This is a genomic window from Mycobacterium intracellulare ATCC 13950 (genome assembly GCF_000277125.1).
Lineage (GTDB): Bacteria > Actinomycetota > Actinomycetes > Mycobacteriales > Mycobacteriaceae > Mycobacterium > Mycobacterium intracellulare.
On sequence record NC_016946.1, the window covers coordinates 2,285,954 to 2,301,718 of the forward strand.

16 protein-coding genes and 1 tRNA gene are annotated in these 15,765 nt (G+C 69.3%); 6 read left to right on the plus strand and 11 right to left on the minus strand.

Features of this window, described 5'->3' with window-relative positions; genetic code table 11:
- Positions 1 to 4: 4 nt before the first annotated feature.
- The 6 genes from kasB to aceE all read right to left on the minus strand — a co-directional run bounded on the left by kasB (position 5) and on the right by aceE (position 8,451).
- A complete protein-coding gene (gene kasB / locus OCU_RS35695; RefSeq protein WP_020188878.1) occupies positions 5 to 1,264 on the minus strand; it encodes a 3-oxoacyl-ACP synthase KasB in 1,260 nt (419 codons plus the stop codon).
- Positions 1,265 to 1,399: 135 nt separating this feature from the next.
- Positions 1,400 to 2,650 carry a 3-oxoacyl-ACP synthase KasA gene (gene kasA, locus OCU_RS35700; protein WP_008255907.1) on the minus strand — a complete coding sequence of 417 codons (1,251 nt, stop codon included), beginning with the start codon at positions 2,648 to 2,650 and terminating at the stop codon, positions 1,400 to 1,402.
- Positions 2,647 to 2,994 (minus strand): meromycolate extension acyl carrier protein AcpM, encoded by a 348-nt coding sequence (gene acpM / locus OCU_RS35705; RefSeq protein WP_008255908.1) that lies wholly within the window; start codon positions 2,992 to 2,994, stop codon positions 2,647 to 2,649. Before acpM ends, kasA begins: the two co-directional genes overlap by 4 nt.
- A 75-nt stretch (positions 2,995 to 3,069) precedes the next feature.
- Positions 3,070 to 3,978 carry an ACP S-malonyltransferase gene (locus OCU_RS35710; RefSeq protein WP_009952717.1) on the minus strand — a complete coding sequence of 303 codons (909 nt, stop codon included), beginning with the start codon at positions 3,976 to 3,978 and terminating at the stop codon, positions 3,070 to 3,072.
- Positions 3,979 to 4,121: 143 nt separating this feature from the next.
- Positions 4,122 to 5,444, minus strand: a complete 1,323-nt coding sequence (locus OCU_RS35715; RefSeq protein WP_014379921.1) for a PucR family transcriptional regulator — start codon at positions 5,442 to 5,444, stop codon at positions 4,122 to 4,124.
- A gap of 217 nt (positions 5,445 to 5,661) precedes the next feature.
- Positions 5,662 to 8,451, minus strand: a complete 2,790-nt coding sequence (gene aceE, locus OCU_RS35720) for a pyruvate dehydrogenase (acetyl-transferring), homodimeric type (protein WP_008255911.1) — start codon at positions 8,449 to 8,451, stop codon at positions 5,662 to 5,664.
- Positions 8,452 to 8,634: 183 nt separating this feature from the next.
- Here aceE and OCU_RS35725 point away from each other — a divergent pair, with 183 nt between their 5' ends.
- The 4 genes from OCU_RS35725 to OCU_RS35740 all read left to right on the plus strand — a co-directional run bounded on the left by OCU_RS35725 (position 8,635) and on the right by OCU_RS35740 (position 10,306).
- Positions 8,635 to 9,222: a hypothetical protein gene (locus OCU_RS35725; protein ID WP_036390648.1), complete on the plus strand. Its 588-nt coding sequence runs from the start codon at positions 8,635 to 8,637 to the stop codon at positions 9,220 to 9,222.
- A gap of 84 nt (positions 9,223 to 9,306) precedes the next feature.
- On the plus strand, positions 9,307 to 9,729 hold the full coding sequence (locus OCU_RS35730) for a DUF3052 domain-containing protein (protein WP_008255913.1): 423 nt from the start codon (positions 9,307 to 9,309) through the stop codon (positions 9,727 to 9,729).
- Positions 9,729 to 10,190, plus strand: coding sequence for a peroxiredoxin (locus OCU_RS35735; protein WP_008255915.1), 462 nt, complete (start codon positions 9,729 to 9,731; stop codon positions 10,188 to 10,190). Before OCU_RS35730 ends, OCU_RS35735 begins: the two co-directional genes overlap by 1 nt.
- Before the next feature lie 44 nt (positions 10,191 to 10,234).
- Positions 10,235 to 10,306 (plus strand) — tRNA-Val (locus tag OCU_RS35740).
- 65 nt (positions 10,307 to 10,371) lie between these two features.
- On the opposite strand, the gene OCU_RS35745 is transcribed toward OCU_RS35740, so the two are convergent.
- Positions 10,372 to 11,085 (minus strand): adenosylcobinamide amidohydrolase, encoded by a 714-nt coding sequence (locus tag OCU_RS35745; RefSeq protein ID WP_008255917.1) that lies wholly within the window; start codon positions 11,083 to 11,085, stop codon positions 10,372 to 10,374.
- An 84-nt stretch (positions 11,086 to 11,169) separates the two neighbouring features.
- Between OCU_RS35745 and OCU_RS35750 the strand changes: the two genes are divergently transcribed.
- Complete coding sequence (locus OCU_RS35750; protein WP_014379924.1) at positions 11,170 to 12,297, plus strand: epoxide hydrolase family protein; 1,128 nt, start codon at positions 11,170 to 11,172, stop codon at positions 12,295 to 12,297.
- A gap of 5 nt (positions 12,298 to 12,302) precedes the next feature.
- On the opposite strand, the gene OCU_RS35755 is transcribed toward OCU_RS35750, so the two are convergent.
- Positions 12,303 to 12,698, minus strand: a complete 396-nt coding sequence (locus OCU_RS35755; RefSeq protein WP_014379925.1) for a VOC family protein — start codon at positions 12,696 to 12,698, stop codon at positions 12,303 to 12,305.
- 139 nt (positions 12,699 to 12,837) lie between these two features.
- On the opposite strand from OCU_RS35755, the gene OCU_RS35760 reads away from it, so the two are divergent.
- The gene (locus tag OCU_RS35760; RefSeq protein WP_014379926.1) at positions 12,838 to 13,782 is read left to right on the plus strand and encodes a cobalamin biosynthesis protein; all 945 of its coding nucleotides are present in this window, start codon (positions 12,838 to 12,840) and stop codon (positions 13,780 to 13,782) included.
- Here OCU_RS35760 and OCU_RS35765 read toward each other — a convergent pair.
- From OCU_RS35765 to OCU_RS35775, 3 genes are read right to left on the minus strand one after another with little or no spacing between them, the layout of a single operon-like run.
- Positions 13,764 to 14,594: an SURF1 family cytochrome oxidase biogenesis protein gene (locus tag OCU_RS35765; RefSeq protein WP_026071564.1), complete on the minus strand. Its 831-nt coding sequence runs from the start codon at positions 14,592 to 14,594 to the stop codon at positions 13,764 to 13,766. The two genes, OCU_RS35760 and OCU_RS35765, sit on opposite strands and share 19 nt — an antisense overlap.
- A complete protein-coding gene (locus OCU_RS35770) occupies positions 14,594 to 15,028 on the minus strand; it encodes a low molecular weight protein-tyrosine-phosphatase (protein ID WP_232525343.1) in 435 nt (144 codons plus the stop codon). The genes OCU_RS35765 and OCU_RS35770 overlap by 1 nt, the downstream gene beginning before the upstream one ends.
- Positions 15,029 to 15,083: 55 nt before the next feature.
- Positions 15,084 to 15,749 carry an HAD-IA family hydrolase gene (locus OCU_RS35775; RefSeq protein ID WP_026071565.1) on the minus strand — a complete coding sequence of 222 codons (666 nt, stop codon included), beginning with the start codon at positions 15,747 to 15,749 and terminating at the stop codon, positions 15,084 to 15,086.
- Positions 15,750 to 15,765: the final 16 nt, after the last annotated feature.

Below are 15,765 nucleotides of genomic sequence, written 5' to 3' on the forward strand. Positions count from 1 at the left end.
CGGTTTAGTACCGCCCGAAGGCGATGGCCACGTTGTGTCCGCCGAAGCCGAACGAGTTGTTGATCGCGTACTCGTAGTTGCCGGGGCGGGGTTTGCCGGCCACCACGTCCAGGTCGATCTCGGGGTCGAGGTTTTCCAGGTTCAGCGTGGGCGGCACGACTTGGTCGCGCAGCGCGAGCACGGTCAGGATCGATTCGACGGCGCCCACGGCGCCCACGGAGTGGCCCAGGGCGGCCTTGGGGGCGTAGACGGCGGCGTTGCCGCCGTGGGGGCCCAGGGCGTTGTTGATGGCCCTGCCCTCGGCGACGTCGCCGACCGAGGTGCCGGTGGCGTGGGCGTTGACGTGGTGGATGTCGCTGGGGGAGAGCCCGGCGAGCTGGATGGCGCGGCTCATGGCGTGCCCGGCGCGTTCGCCGTTGGGGTCGGGGGCCACCATGTGGTAGCCGTCGGAGGTGATGCTCGCCCCCATGATGCGGGCCAAGATGTTGGCCCCGCGGGCCTTGGCGTGCTCCTCGGTCTCGATCACCATGAGCGCGCCGGCCTCGCCGAACACGAAGCCGGTCCGGTCGCGGTCGAACGGGCGGCACGCGCCGACGGGGTCGTCGTTCTTGGTCGACATCACGATCCGCATCTGGGCGAACGCCGCAATCGGCACCGCTTCGATCTTCGTTTCGACGCCACCGCAGATCGCGATGTCGGCTTCGCCGAAGACGATGTTGCGCCACGCCTGGGCGATGCCCTCGGAGCCCGACGCGCACGCCGATATGGGCGTGAGGACCCCGGCCTTGGCGTGCCGTTCCAGACCCACCGCCGCCGACGCGCCGTTGGGCATGTACTTCTGCACACCGAGGGGGGAGACCGCCTTCATGCCACGGGCGCGCATGTCGTCGTAGCTGAAGACCATCTCTTCCGACGAGCCCAAACCGGTACCGATCGACACCAGCAAGCGGTCGCTGTCGACCTCGGGCGAGCCGGCGTTCTCCCAGACCCGCCGGCCCAAGATCGTCGACATCCGTTGCAGGTAGCCCGACCGGCGCAGCTCGACGCGGGTCAGCTGGCTGTCGAATTCCTCTAACAGATGACCGCCGATGCGTACCGGCAGGTCAAACTCCTCGACGAACGGGTCCTCGAGTTTGCGGATACCACTTTGGCTGTCCAGCAACAGCTTCCAGGTGGTCTCGGCGTCAGTCGCCAGTGCGGTCGTCATGGCAACGCCAGTGACGACCACGTTCGGGAGGGTCTTCCCGGTAACCAGCTCTGTCATGGGTCTTGCGAACGTTCCTTTCCTGCTAAGTGGTGACCGCGAACCCGGCGGGGCTGGGACGCGGGTCGCCACCTTCCGTGGTGTCCGGCTCCTCCTCGGGCCGTTTGCGGCCCGCGTCGTCGCCGGACGCCAGCTCTAGTAACGCCCGAAGGCGAGTGCCACGTTGTGGCCACCGAAGCCGAACGAGTTGTTGATCGCGTAACGGAAATCGCCGTAGCGAGGTTCGCCCGCAACAACATCCAGGTCGATCTCGGGGTCGGGGGTTTCGTAATTGAGGGTGGGTGGAATGACGCCGTCGCGCAGGCTCAGCACCGTGAGCACCGACTCCAGCGCCCCGACCGCACCGATCGAGTGGCCCAGCGCCGACTTCGGCGCGTAGACCGCGGCCTGCTGGCAACCGGCGACGCGGATGGCGTTGGCCTCCGCGGTGTCACCGATCGGCGTGGCGGTCCCGTGCGCGTTGACGTGGTCAACGTCCTTGGGGGACAACCCCGCCAGCTCGAGCGACCGCGTCATCGCCCGACCCGCACGCACACCGTCGGCCGCCGGGGCCACCATGTGGAACGCGTCCGAGGTGATGCCGGCACCCATCAACCGGGCCAGCGGCTTGGCGCCGCGGGCCTTGGCGTGCTCCTCGGTCTCGATGAGCATCAGCGCACCGGCCTCGCCGAACACGAAGCCGTCGCGGTCCTTGTCGAACGGCCGCGATGCGCGCTCGGGCTCATCGTTGCGAGTCGACATGGCCCGCATCATCGAAAACGCCGCGATCGGCAGCGCCTCGATGGGGCCCTCGACGCCACCGCACACGGCGACGTCCGCGTCACCCATGACGATCTGACGCCAGGCGTGGGCGATCGCTTCGGAGCCCGACGAACACGCCGACACCGGGGTGATCACCCCGGCGCGGGCGCCGAGCTGCAGGCCCACCACGGCGGCGGCGCCGTTGGGCATGATCATCTGGACGGCCAGCGGCGACACCTTGCGGGGGCCGCCCTCGTTCATCAGGTCGTAGCTCTCCACGATCCTTTCGGCGCCACCGAGGCCGGTGCCGACCACGACCGAGAACCGGTCGGGATCGAGCTCCGGGTTGCCGGCGCTCTCCCACAGCTGGGTGCTGAGCAGCTTGGCCAGCCGTTGGACGTACGACATACGTCGCATGTCGAGCCTGCTCATCTGCTCGTCGATGGGCTCCTTGAGGTGTCCACCGATCCGGACGGGCAGGTCCCACTTGGTGATGTAGTCGTCTTCGAGGACGTGGATGCCGCTTTCGCCGGCCAACAAACCCTTCCACGTGCTCTCGACGTCCGGCGCGATCGACGTCGTCGCCGTGACGGCGGTTACCACAACGCTGGGGTAACCGCCGTTAGCAGTGGAAGGCTTACTCACTTGGTGTCCGCTTCCAGCCTTGCCTTGACGTTGGCGACCGCGTCGGGGTTCTCGGTCTCCAGCTTGGCGCGCAGCGCCTCGGCAGCCTCGGGGTTCTCTTCCTCGAGCTTCTGGATGTAGGAGACGACGTCACCGACGGTACGCAGACCGGCGAGGTCCTCGTCCGGGATCTTGACGCCGTACTTGTCCTCGGTCTGCACGGCGATCTCGACCATCGACAGCGAGTCGATGTCCAGGTCGTCGACGAAGGACTTCTCCGGGGTGACCTCGGAGGGCTCGATACCGGTGACCTCTTCGATGATCTCGGCGATACCGGCGATGATTTCTTCCTGGCTGACAGCCACAGCGTGCTTCCCTTCGTAATGTGTTGTGAGATAGTCGAACTGACGTGCTATGTGGTTGTACTGGATGCGGCCGACTTAGAGCTCGGCCAAAGCGTCCAGGTCTGCGGGCGACTTGACGGCGCGAGCCGTAACTCCCCGAAGTTCTCGTTTGGCGATACCGGTGAGCGTGCCCGCGGGCGGGAACTCCACGGCCGCACCGACTTCCAGCTCGCGCAGCGTCGCGGTGCACAGGTCCCAGCGCACCGGCCGGGTCAGCTGGGCGACCAACGCCTCCATCGCCGCGGGGGCCGAGGCGACGGGCTTGCCGTCACGGTTCGACAGCAGCGTCGCGGTGGGCTCGGACGTCTGGACGGCGGCGGCCGCGGCGGCATAACCGTCGAGCGCCGACGCCATGTACTTGGTGTGGAACGCACCGGCCACCCCCAGCGCGCGCACGCGGGCCTTGGCCGGCGGGTCTTCGGCGAGCTTCTCCAACGCGTCCAGCGAGCCGGCGGCGACGATCTGCCCGGCGGCGTTGCGGTTGGCGGGGAACAGGTCGAGCTGCTCGAGGCGGGCGAGGACCTCGGCCTCGTCACCGCCGAGCACCGCGGACATGCCGGTGGGCTCGACGGCGCACGCCTTGGCCATCTCGGCGCCCCGGGTGGCGGCCAGGGCGACGGCGTCGTCCGCGGCCATCACGCCGGCGATCGCGTAGGCGGCGATCTCACCGACGGAGTGACCGGCCACGACCAGGTCTTCACCGGCGAGCAGGCCGCGCTTGGTCAGCTCCTGGTGTGCGAGCAGCGTGGCCGCGACGACCAGCGGCTGGGTGACCGCGGTGTCGGTGATCTCGTCGGTCGATGCGGTGGTGCCCAGGCGCACGAGGTCGAGGCCGCTGGCCTTGGACCACAGCGCCAACTGGTCGGCGGCGCCGGCGAGCTCCAGCCACGGCGAGAGCATCCCCTCGGTCTGCGAACCCTGTCCGGGCGCAAGCAATGCAATCACGTGTTTAAGAGAACACTGTGGAAACGGTTTTGGCGGGTGTAACAGATTATGAACCTCGTCTTAGGTTTTTGTGTACACCCTACAAAACGGCTCCGTAAGCTACGGGTTTGATATCGTCCCGCGACCTGTCGTCTGGGTCACTATCACCCGATCTGGCCCACCGCAGCCCCTTTGACCGGCAGCGGAACGACGGGCATGGCGTTCTTGGCGGCGCTGCCGGGATGCGTCGGATAGTTGAGCTGGCCCACCGTCGCCGCCACTCGCAGGACATATGCGTCACGCGGCTGCATGGGATCGCGCCCGGTGAAGTCGGTGATCCGCTTGAGTCGGTAGCGCACCGTGTTTGGATGAACGAACAACTTTCTGGCACAGGCTTCAATCGCGCCGCCACAATCTAAGTAAGCGTCAAGAGTTTCGATGAGCGTCGGGCCGGCGTCTGCCAACGGCCCCATCACGTCGGTGTGCAGCGCCACGATCGCCGACGCGTCGCCCATCAGGGCCCGTTCCGGCAGGAGCTCGCGCGCCAGCACGGGGCGCGGCGCCCCGCGCCAGCCACCGACGGCGTTCATCCCGGATATCGCCTCGCTGGCGCTGTGGTAGGCCGCGGTCAGCATGGGCGCCGTCGGCCCGACGACCACGGGGCCGTCGGCGAACGCGGCCAGCAGCTCCCCGAGGAACTTGTCGGTCGGCGACAACTGCCCGGACACGATGGCGACCAGCCAGGTGCCGTGCACGTCGGTGAGGGCCGCACGGCCGTGCTGCGCGGCGATGTCGCGGACGTGCTGACTCGCGCGCTCACTGTCGCCGGGGCCGGTCGACCCGTCGCGCCCGGGCGCCGGGGTTCCGACCACCACCGTCGCGGGCTCGGTGGTGTCCCAGTTCAGGGCGGCCGCGCGGGACAGCAGTTCCGGGCCGGTGTCGCCGCGGACCACCGCGTCGACCACGCTGGCCTCCATCCGGCTGTCCCAGGTGCCGCGCGCCTCGGCCGCGTCGGCGTACGCCCCCGCCGCGGTGAACGCCAGGTCGCGGGTGTACTTCAGGATGCCCACGGTCAGCGCGGTCAGCTGCTCCTCGGAGCGGGCCAGCAGCGGGACGACCTCCTCGAAGATGTCCATGGTGACGCGGACCATGTCGACGCTGTGACGCAACGCGATCCGGCGCTGCAGCTCCTGGGGCACCAGCTCGAAGGCCTGCGCGGTGTAGCTGACGTTGCTGTGTGGGTCTTGCATCCATTCGACGAAGTTCACGACGGCCGTCTGCACCACCAGCGCGACGCTGGCCCGTTGGGACGCCTCCAGCTCGGCGAAGAACGGCAACCGGTCCTGCATGGCGTTGACCGCCTCGGTGGCCAGCCGCCCGGAGTGCTGCTTGAGCCGGCGCAGCACGGATTCGGGGACCGAATCCAGCGTTTCCAGCGGCGACCGGGGATGCTTGGCGAACGGGCCGGCGAAGGGATTGTCACTCACGCCTAAAACGTACGCGACTTTTCTAGAAGTTTCCGCCAAAGAGGCGCGTGGCGCCGTGCTCGAACGTGCGGCTGGGCGCACGCTCGGCGAGCGGCGGCCGGTGGAGGGCTGGAGCGCCCGGCTCGCCGGGCGCTCCATGCCCAGCCCCCGGCTGGCCGGGCGCTCGGCGAGCCGGGGAGTCACGCGCCAGCCCTTATGCCAGCCGTTATGCCAGCCCTTAGGCCACGCCGGGGTCCGACGTCTGCTCCGGCGCGGCCTGCACGTCGTCGATCCGGTACTGGCGGGCGGCGGCCACCGGCACCGAGGGGTCGATCTCGCCGTCGCGGGCCAGCGCCTCGAGCACGGCCACCACCTGCGACTCAGCGTCGGTGTTGAAGTACCGCCGCGCCGCGGGCCGGGTGTCGGAGAAGCCGAACCCGTCGGTCCCCAGGGTGACGTAGGTGCCGGGCACCCACGGCCGGATCTGCTCGGGAACGGCGCGCATCCAGTCCGAGACGGCGACCACCGGGCCGACGGCGTCCGACAGCGCCTGGGTGACGTACGGGACGCCCGCCTGCCGGTCCGGGTAGCGCAGCCTCGCCCTGTCCACCGCGACGCCGTCGCGGTTCAATTCGCCCCAGCTGGTCACCGACCACACGTCGGCGGCGACGTCCCATTCGGCGGCCAGCATCTTCGCGGCGTCCAGCGCCGCCGGCATCGCCACCCCCGACGCCAGGATCTGTGCCTTGTTCGCGCGCTGTTCGGTGGCGACGTGGTAGCGGTACAGGCCCCGCAACACGCCCTCGGGATCGAAGTTGTCCGGCTCGGGCGGCTGCACGTACGGCTCGTTGTAGACGGTGATGTAGAAGAACACGTTCTCGGGGTCCTGCCCGAACATCCGGGCCAGCCCGCTTTCCACGATGTAGGCGATCTCGTAGGCGAACGCCGGGTCGTAGGCGACCACCGCCGGGTTGGTGCTCGCCAGCAGCAGCGAATGCCCGTCGGCGTGCTGCAGGCCCTCGCCGGTGAGCGTGGTGCGTCCCGCGGTGGCCCCCAGCAAGAAGCCGCGCGTCATCTGGTCGGCGGCCGCCCACAGGCCGTCGCCGGTGCGCTGGAACCCGAACATCGAATAGAAGATGTAGATCGGGATCATCGGCTCGTTGTGCGTCGCATACGAGGTGCCGGCCGCGATGAACGACCCCACCGACCCGGCCTCGTTGATGCCCTCGTGCAGGATGTGGCCGACTTCGCTTTCCTTGTAGGCCAACATCAGATCGGCGTCCACGGCGGTGTACAGCTGGCCGTTGCGGTTGTAGATCTTCAGCGACGGGAACCACGAGTCCATGCCGAACGTGCGCGCCTCGTCGGGAATGATCGGCACGATGCGCGGGCCAACTTCCTTGTCCCGCAACACTTCCTTGAAGGTGCGCACCGTCGCCATGGTGGTGGCGACCTCCTGGGTGCCCGAGCCCTTCTTCAGCGCGGCGTAGATGTCGCGGCTGGGCAGCCGCAACGCCTTGGCCTTCGTCCGACGCTCGGGAAGGTAGCCCCCGAGGGTGCGCCGGCGGTCGATCATGTAACGGATCTCCGGGGCGTCGGAGCCGGGGTGGAAGTAGGGCGGCAGGTACGGATCCTCTTCCAGCTGAGCGTCGTTGATCGGTATCCGCATGGCGTCGCGAAAGTCCTTGAGGTCTTGCAGCGCAAGCTTTTTCATCTGGTGCGTGGCGTTGCGGCCCTGGAAGTGCGCGCCCAGCGAGTAGCCCTTGATGGTCTTCGCCAGGATCACCGTGGGCTGCCCCTTGTGGTCGACGGCGGCCCGGTAGGCGGCGTAGACCTTGCGGTAGTCGTGGCCGCCGCGCTTGAGATTCCAGATCTCGGAATCGCTCATGTTCGCGACGAGTGCCTTGGTGCGCGGGTCGCGCCCGAAGAAGTGGTCGCGCACGTAGGCGCCGTCGTTGGCCTTGTAGGTCTGGTAGTCCCCGTCGGGCGTGGTGTTCATCAGGTTCACCAGCGCGCCGTCGCGGTCGGCGTGCAGCAGGGCGTCCCACTCGCGGCCCCAGACCACCTTGATGACGTTCCAGCCGGCGCCGCGGAAGAACGACTCGAGTTCCTGAATGATCTTGCCGTTGCCGCGCACCGGGCCGTCGAGGCGCTGCAGGTTGCAGTTGATCACGAACGTCAGGTTGTCCAGGCCCTCGAGCGCGCCGACGTGCAGCAGGCCGCGGCTTTCCGGCTCGTCCATCTCGCCGTCGCCCAGGAAGCACCACACGTGCTGGTCGGAGGTGTCCTTGATGCCGCGGTCGTGCAGGTAGTGGTTGAACCGGGCCTGATAGATCGCGTTCATCGGGCCCAGACCCATCGACACCGTGGGGAATTCCCAGAAGTCGGGCATCAGCCGCGGGTGGGGGTAGGACGGCAGGCCGCCGCCGGGATGGCTGTGCTCCTGGCGGAAGCCGTCGAGTTGGTCGGTCGTCAGCCGGCCCTCCAGGAACGCCCGCGCGTAGATGCCGGGGGAGGCGTGGCCCTGGATGAACACCTGGTCCCCGCCGCCGGGATGCGACTTGCCCCGGAAGAAGTGGTTGAAGCCGACCTCGTAGAGCGCCGCGGACGACGCGTAGGTCGAAATGTGGCCGCCCACACCAACTCCCGGGCGCTGGGCGCGGTGCACCATGATCGCGGCGTTCCAGCGGATCCACGCCCGGTAGCGCCGTTCGACGTCCTCGTCGCCGGGAAACCACGGCTCCAATTCGGTGGGAATGGTGTTGACGTAGTCGGTGGACGTCAGCGACGGAATGGCGACGCGCTGCTCGCCCGCCCGCTCCAGCAGCCGCAACATCAGATAGCGCGCCCGCGACGGGCCGGAGCGCGCCAGCAGTTCATCGAAGGACTCCAACCACTCCGAGGTCTCTTCGGGATCGATGTCGGGGAGGTAGGAAGCCACCCCCTCGCGGATCACCCGGACGCGGTCGGGTTCGGTTGCGCTGTTGGGACTTGTGGCCAGATCGTGGCGCACGAATTCGGTTGTCAACCCACTACTCCTGTAATTGGCGGGATGTGTGACGTGAGGGCGGGTCGCGCCCTCTCCACCATCGTGCCGCACGGGTGTTTCAGGCGGGCAGCCGCCATCTGGTAGCCGTCAAAGGCTCACCCGGTGCGCGTCAACTCGGCGTGTATGGGGCGGGTGCACAAGCCACCCGGTAACGTCAGGCCTGTGCTCATCCGGTGGCGTGCCGTCCCCCCGAGGCAGGTGGGGGCTTTCCCCCGGCGTGGCGCGCTGGCCCTGGGCTGTGTCGCGGCCGCGCTGATGGGCATCGTGGGATGTACCTCCGTCACCAACGGAACGGCGACCCCGGACACCAAAGTCGCCCCCGCCTACCGCCAGTCGGTGTCCGCGTCGGTGTCGGCCTCGTCGGCGACGTCGAGCGTCCGGGAGTCCCAGCGCCAGCAGTCGCTGACCACCAAGGCGGTGCGCACCGCCTGCGCCTCGCTGATCACCACCAGCAAGAACGCGATCGACAAGACCAACGAATTCGTCCAGGCGTTCAATTCGGGCCGCGGCACCGGCCCCACCGAGGGCCCGGCGATCGACGCCCTCAACGACAGCGCCACCACGGTGGCCAACAGCTTCAATGACGCGATGTCGCAGCAGATCAAGGACGCGTTCAACGCGTACATCGACGCCGCGCACTCGGTGGCCAACGCCATTGGCACACACGCGGGGACGTCGGAATTCAACAAACGCGTCGATCAGCTCAACGACACGAAAAAGAAGGCGATCAAACTCTGCTTGGCAACGTAATGAGGCGGAAGTGTGAACGGGATCCGCGCTGTGCGACGATAATCCCGAAGCGCACATCGCGAGGGAATTGAAGGAGGCTCCACGGTGGTCGCGGCGGATCACGCCCCGAGCTACGCTCGCAAACTGGGCATCCAACCCGACCATGTTGTCCAGGAGTGGGGCTGGGACGAAGACACCGACGATGAGATCCGCGCGGCGGTCGAGGAAGCCTGCGGCAGCGAGCTGCTCGACGAGGACACCGACGAGGTAGTCGACGTCGTGCTGCTCTGGTGGCGCGACGGCGACGGCGACCTGGTGGACACGCTGATGGACGCGATCGGCCCGCTCGCCGAGGACGGCGTGATCTGGGTGCTGACCCCCAAGACCGGAAAACCGGGACACGTGCTGCCGGCCGAGATCGCCGAGGCGGCCCCCACCGCCGGTCTGATGCCGACCTCGTCGGTCAACCTGGGGGATTGGGCCGCCAGCCGTCTGGTGCAGCCCAAGTCCCGGGCCGGGAAGCGTTGATGCTGTCGGTCGGCACCGCCGCCCCGGACTTCACTCTGCGCGACCAGAATCAACAACGCGTCACGTTGAGCTCCTACCGCGGCGCCAAGAACGTTCTGCTGGTGTTCTTCCCGCTGGCGTTCACCGGGATCTGCCAGGGCGAGCTGGACCAGCTGCGGGATCATCTGCCCGACTTCGAGAACGACGACAGCGCGGTGCTGGCCATCTCGGTGGGCCCGCCGCCCACGCACCGGGTCTGGGCGTTGGACAGCGGCTTCACCTTCCCGGTGCTGTCGGATTTCTGGCCGCACGGCGCGGTCAGCCAGAGCTACGGCGTGTTCAACGAGGACGCCGGCTACTCCAACCGCGGGACGTTCGTCGTTGACCGGGCCGGGCTCATTCGATTCGCCGAGATGAAACAGCCCGGGGAGTCGCGCGATCAACGGTTGTGGACCGACGCCCTGGCGGCCTTGAGGGCCTGATTTTGGGGACTTGGCCGGCGGGCGGGTAGCCTGCCCGCAGCAACGGGCGCGTAGCTCAGTGGTAGAGCTCTGGTTTTACACACCAGCGGTCGGCGGTTCGATACCGTCCGCGCCCACTCCTTTTGGCGGTTCGCGGCCGTAACGTGCGGCGACTTTGGGCGCCGATGTTACGTGCGCGGCCCTATCCGGAGGGCCGGTACTCGGGCCCCGAAATCCAGGCCCGGGCGCCGGCGAGCACCGCGGCGTGCACCGCCCGGGCGATCCGGGCGCCGAACACCGAGCGCGGCCCGCCATAGGTCTCCTCGGCCCCGTCCGTCGGGCAGTGCACGACGACCGCGTCCGACGCGGTTCCGGTGGCGCGCACCCCGACCTCGTGCAACGCCTGCGCCTTGGCCTCCGTGGCGGTGGCCACGGCGTTGACCAGCGCCGCCCCGGACAGCCGCACCGGCACCGCGACCACGATGTTGATGGTCCCCACCCGGTACCCGTCGCCATCGGTGAGCGGCCGGTACTCGACGATCTCGTAGTCGGTGAACGCGGTCGTGCGCAGGCCGGCCGGCACCTCCCGGCGGAAGTGCCGGTCGGGCGCAGCCGCCCAGGCGGGGCTGGACAGCCCGACCGTCGCGGTGGCGTGCACACCGCCGTCGGCGGCGAGGTGGTAACGGGTCACGTCGACCGCGGTGAGCAGCCCGCAGCCGGTGCCGGCGAGACCCAGCGCGGCGCCGATCTCGGTCAGGTGGCGGTCCGGGTCGGTCCGGTGGTAATCCAGGGGGACCGTCGCGTTGACCAACCAGTCGCGGGCGCCGACGCCGCCGCCGAGCGGGCCCGACGCGATGCACAGCCGGGGCTCGCGGAATTGCCAGACGAGCAACGGGATCGACCGACTGTGTTCCACTCGCGTGGTCAACCTGGGATCCATGGTCACATCCTCGCGTGCCGACCCACCCCGCGCGTCGCCGGTGTCACCGACGGCGGCACTATGAAGCGCGTGAAACCGTTCCGCATCGACGTTTCCGACGAGGTTCTCGACGATCTGCGCGCGCGGCTGGCCCGAACCCGTTGGCCCGAGGCCGAATGCGTCGACGACTGGAGCCAGGGCATGCCGCTGGCCTACACCCGCGAGCTGGCCGACTATTGGGCCAACGACTACGACTGGCGGGCGCGGGAGGCCGCGCTCAATCGCTTCGACCACTTCATCACCGAGATCGACGGGCTCGACATCCATTTCATCCACCAGCGCTCGCCGCACGAGGGCGCCTTCCCGTTGGTGATCACCCACGGCTGGCCGGGCTCGATCGTGGAGTTTCACAAGGTGATCGAGCCGCTGACCAACCCCGCGTCGGGTCGCGCCGAGGACGCCTTCCACGTCGTGTGCCCGTCGCTGCCGGGCTACGGGTTCTCCGGCAAGCCCAACGGCGCGGGCTGGGGCGTGGAAAAGATCGCCGAGGCGTGGGAAACGCTGATGGTGCGCCTGGGCTACGAGCGCTACGGCGCCCAGGGCGGCGACTGGGGCGCCGCGGTCACCACCCAGATCGGCCGCAACCGGGGCCACTGCGCGGCCATCCACCTCAACATGCCGGTCGGCAGGCCCACCAAGGAAGCGCTGTCGAATCCCACCGAGGAGGAGCGGCAAGCCATGGCCGGGTTGGCCAATCACCGCAAATGGGGCACCGGCTACTCCAAGCAACAGTCCACCCGGCCGCAAACGCTGGGCTACGGGTTGGCCGATTCGCCGGTGGGCCAGCTGGCGTGGATCGTCGAAAAGTTCTGGGACTGGGCGGATTGCGACGGGCATCCCGAGAAAGCGGTCAGCCGCGACGAGCTGCTCGACAACGTGATGGTCTACTGGGTGACCAACACCGCCGCGTCCTCGGCCCGCCTGTACTGGGAGAGCTTCGCGGTCTGGGGTAGGGGAGACCGCGTCGAATTGCCCACGGGCGTCGCGGCTTTCCCCGGCGAACTGCTCAAGGCGCCGCGCAGCTGGTGCGAGCCGGTCTACAACATCACCCACTGGACCGACATGCCGCGCGGCGGGCACTTCGCGGCGTTCGAGGAACCGGAGCTGTTCGTCGAGGATCTGCGCGCGTTTTTCGCGACGGTGCGCTGAACGAATCAGCCCGGCGGGGCGAAGAACTCGAGCGCGATGCCGTCGGGGTCGCGGAAACTGAGGCCCGAGCCGTAGGGGGCGTCCACGATGCCGCCGTGCTCGATGCCCAGTTCGCCCAGCCGGGTGACCCAGTTCTCCAGCTCGGCGCGCCCGGCGCAGCCGAAGCCGACGTGGTCCAGGCCCACGCGGTGTTCGCTGAATCGTTCGTCGGGGGCCGCGCGGTCGTGCTGGTGAATTCCGAAGACGGTGCCGCCGTCGAGCATCCACACCTGGTGCCGGAAGCCGGCGTCGGTGTGCTCGTCGAGCATCGGGTCGGTGCCGAGCAGGTTGCGATACCAGGGGCCGCTGACCTCGATGTCGCGCACGGTGACCGCCACGTGGTTGAGCGCTGGGAAAGCCATGGTGTCGACTCTAGCCCCGGACGCCCCGGTAGGCCCGGCGTGCCCGAGATCTACTGCCCCACAGGCAAAGTGATACGACCCGGGTACCGCGCCGGGCGCCTCGTGGGGACGGTCACCTCCGGTGTGAGACGCTGCCGGGGTGTTTGCGACGCCCCGCACGGCCGGCGTGCTGGTCGGTTACCTGGCCGATCGCGCGCTGGGCGACCCGCGACGCTGCCACCCCGTCGCCGCGTTCGGCACCGCCGCCGCCGCGCTGGAGAGCCTGACCTACCGCGAGAGCAGGGCCGCCGGCGCCGTCCACGTCGGCCTGCTGATCGGGTCGTTGGGACTGCTGGGGGCGGCGTCGCAACGGGGCGCCGGGCGCGGCGGCTGGCCGTGCTCGATCGCGGTGACCGCCGCGGCCACCTGGGTCTGCCTGGGCGGAACGTCGTTGGCGCGCACCGGGCTGGCCATGGCGGAGCTGCTGGAGCGCGGCGACGTCGAGGGCGCGCGCGGGCTGCTGCCGTCGCTGTGCGGGCGCGACCCCGCGTCCCTGGACGGCGTAGGCCTGACCCGGGCGTCACTGGAATCGGTCGCCGAGAACACCTCCGACGCCCAGGTGGCGCCGCTCCTCTACGCGGCGGCCGGCGGGGCGCCCGCGGTGCTGGCCTACCGCGGCATCAACACCCTGGACGCCATGGTCGGCTACCGGTCGCCGCGCTACCTCCGATTCGGTTGGGCCGCAGCGAGATTGGACGACGTCGCCAACTACATTGCCGCGCGGGTGACGGCGTCGCTGGCGGTGCTGTCCGCGCCCCTGGTCGGCGGCTCAGCGTCGGGGGCGGCGCGGGCGTGGCGGCGCGACGCCGGCCGCCATCCCAGCCCCAACGCCGGCGCCGTCGAGGCGGCGTTCGCCGGGGCGCTGGGTGTGCGCCTGGGCGGGCCCACCCAATACCGTCACGAGCTACAGATCCGGCCGACGCTCGGTGACGGCCGGGAACCCACCGTGGCCGACCTGCGGCGGGCGGTCGCGCTGTCGTCGCTGGTGCAAGCGGGCGCCGCGCTGCTGGCCGGGCTGCTGGCCGGTTACCGGCGTCGGCCGTAACGGTCGGCGAGTTTGTCCTCCACCGTCTGCGGCGCCTCGGGGGCGGGCGCCGACGCGGCGGCGGGTGACTGCTTTTCCTGGCGACGGGCCCGGATCTCGGAATAGGCGAAGTAGCCCAACCCGATCGGGACGAGAATGCCGAACGCGATCCACTGGATGCCATAGGACAGGAACGGGCCGGCGTCCAGCTGCGGCACGCCGACCACCCCGAGGCCGCCGGGCTGACCGTCGACCAATTGCAGATAGGACCCGGCCAGCGGGACCTTGGTCAGCACGGCGATCTGCCCGGTGTCGATCGAATACACCTGCTGCACACCGTCTCCCACGAATGGATCCTTGCCCGCCACGGGGGGCTCCGAGTTGCGCAGCCGCGCCGTGACGGTCACCGTGTCGGCGGGCGGGCGGGGGATCGGCGGAACGCGAGATCCCTCCAACGGACGCACGTAACCGCGGTCGACCAGCACGGTGGGGCCGCCGTCGACGACGAAGGGCGCCAGCACCTCGAAGGCCGGTTTGGAGTCGATCACCCGCAGCCGGGCCAGCACCTGGACGTCGGGCAGGTAATGCCCGGTCGCGGTGACCTGACGCCACTGATCGCCGGGGGCGGCCGAGTTCTGCTGCGGCAGCAGGGTTTTCACCGGGACGGGCGCGGTGTTCAGGGAGTGCTCGATTTGGTGGTTCTCACGCGAGGTCCTGTTGTGCTTGCCCAGCTGCCACGGCGCGAGCACCGTGAAGCACAGATAGGCGAACGCGATGACCACCAGCGCCAGCACGATCCAGCCCGGGCGCAGCACGAACGCCAACCTGCGCATCACCCCGACCCGTTCTGCGCGAGGCGTTCATCGACCCAGTCGTGCAGGCCGGGCAGCGCGGCCTTGATGACGGTGTAGACGCGTTCGAAGTCGCTGGTGTCGCCGTAGTAGGGGTCGTCGACGTCGGGGGTGTGCGCGCCGGTGCGCGGATCGAAAGACCGCAGCATCTTGACGCGGTCCTCGTCGGCGCCCAGGTGCCGCAGCATCCGGGCGTGGTTGCGGTCCAGGGCCACCACCAGATCGGCCGCCAGGTGCTCGGCGTCGACCTGCGCGGCGCGGTGCTCGGTCGGGTAGCCGTGGGCGCGCAGCACGCCGGCGGCCCGCTCGTCGGCGCACTCGCCGACGTGCCAGTTGCCGGTGCCGGCGCTGCTCACCCGCACCGCGTCGCCCAGACCCCGGCGGCGCAATTGGTCGGCGAACATCTTCTCGGCCATCACCGACCGGCAGATGTTGCCGGTGCACACGAACGTGATGTGCAGCGGCTCGCGCTCAGACACCCAGGGCCCTCCGTAGCTCGTCGACGGTCGCGGCGTGCGTCACCCCGCTGAACGTGTCGGCGCGGCCGTACCCCCAGCCGACCACCACCGTGTCGATGCCGTGCGCGGCGGCGCCGTGCACGTCGTGGCTGCGGTCGCCGACCATCAGCACCCGCTCGGGCAGCGGCTCCAGCTGCGAAAGCGCATGGGCGAGCACCTCGACCTTGGCTTTGCGGGAGCCGTCGGGGCTCGCCCCGGCGATGACCTCGAAATGGTGGTCGAGCCCGAAATGGGCGAGGATGCGCCGCGCGGTGGGTTCCAGCTTGGAGGTGGCCACGGCCAGCCGGACGCCGGCGGCGCGCAGATCGACCAGCAGCGCCTCGATGCCGTCGAAGAGCGCGTTCATCGCCCACCCCCGGGCGCCGTACTCCGCGCGGAAGGCCGCGATCGCCTCCTCAGCGGCGTCGCCGAGCTCCATGGACCGGAACGTGTCGTCCATCGGCGGCCCCACGATCTGGGCGACGAGGTCGCCCGGGGGCACCGGTGCGCCGATGTGATCGAGCGCATGCAGGAAGCTGGCCACGATGCCCTCCGCGGAGTCGGTCAGCGTGCCGTCGAGATCGAAGATCACCAGCTGCGCCCCTGGGGCTTGGCGATCGGTGGACGTTGCGCCTGTCACCTCACCATTGTCCTCG

Coding starts and splice junctions, on each gene's coding strand:
- kasB (WP_020188878.1), bottom strand. CDS start 1,264: ATGACAGAGCTGGTTACCGGGAAGACCCTCCCGAACGTGGTCGTCACT.
- OCU_RS35735 (WP_008255915.1), top strand. CDS start 9,729: ATGCTGTCGGTCGGCACCGCCGCCCCGGACTTCACTCTGCGCGACCAG.
- OCU_RS35750 (WP_014379924.1), top strand. CDS start 11,170: ATGAAGCGCGTGAAACCGTTCCGCATCGACGTTTCCGACGAGGTTCTC.
- OCU_RS35755 (WP_014379925.1), bottom strand. CDS start 12,698: ATGGCTTTCCCAGCGCTCAACCACGTGGCGGTCACCGTGCGCGACATC.
- OCU_RS35765 (WP_026071564.1), bottom strand. CDS start 14,594: ATGCGCAGGTTGGCGTTCGTGCTGCGCCCGGGCTGGATCGTGCTGGCG.
- OCU_RS35770 (WP_232525343.1), bottom strand. CDS start 15,028: ATGGCCGAGAAGATGTTCGCCGACCAATTGCGCCGCCGGGGTCTGGGC.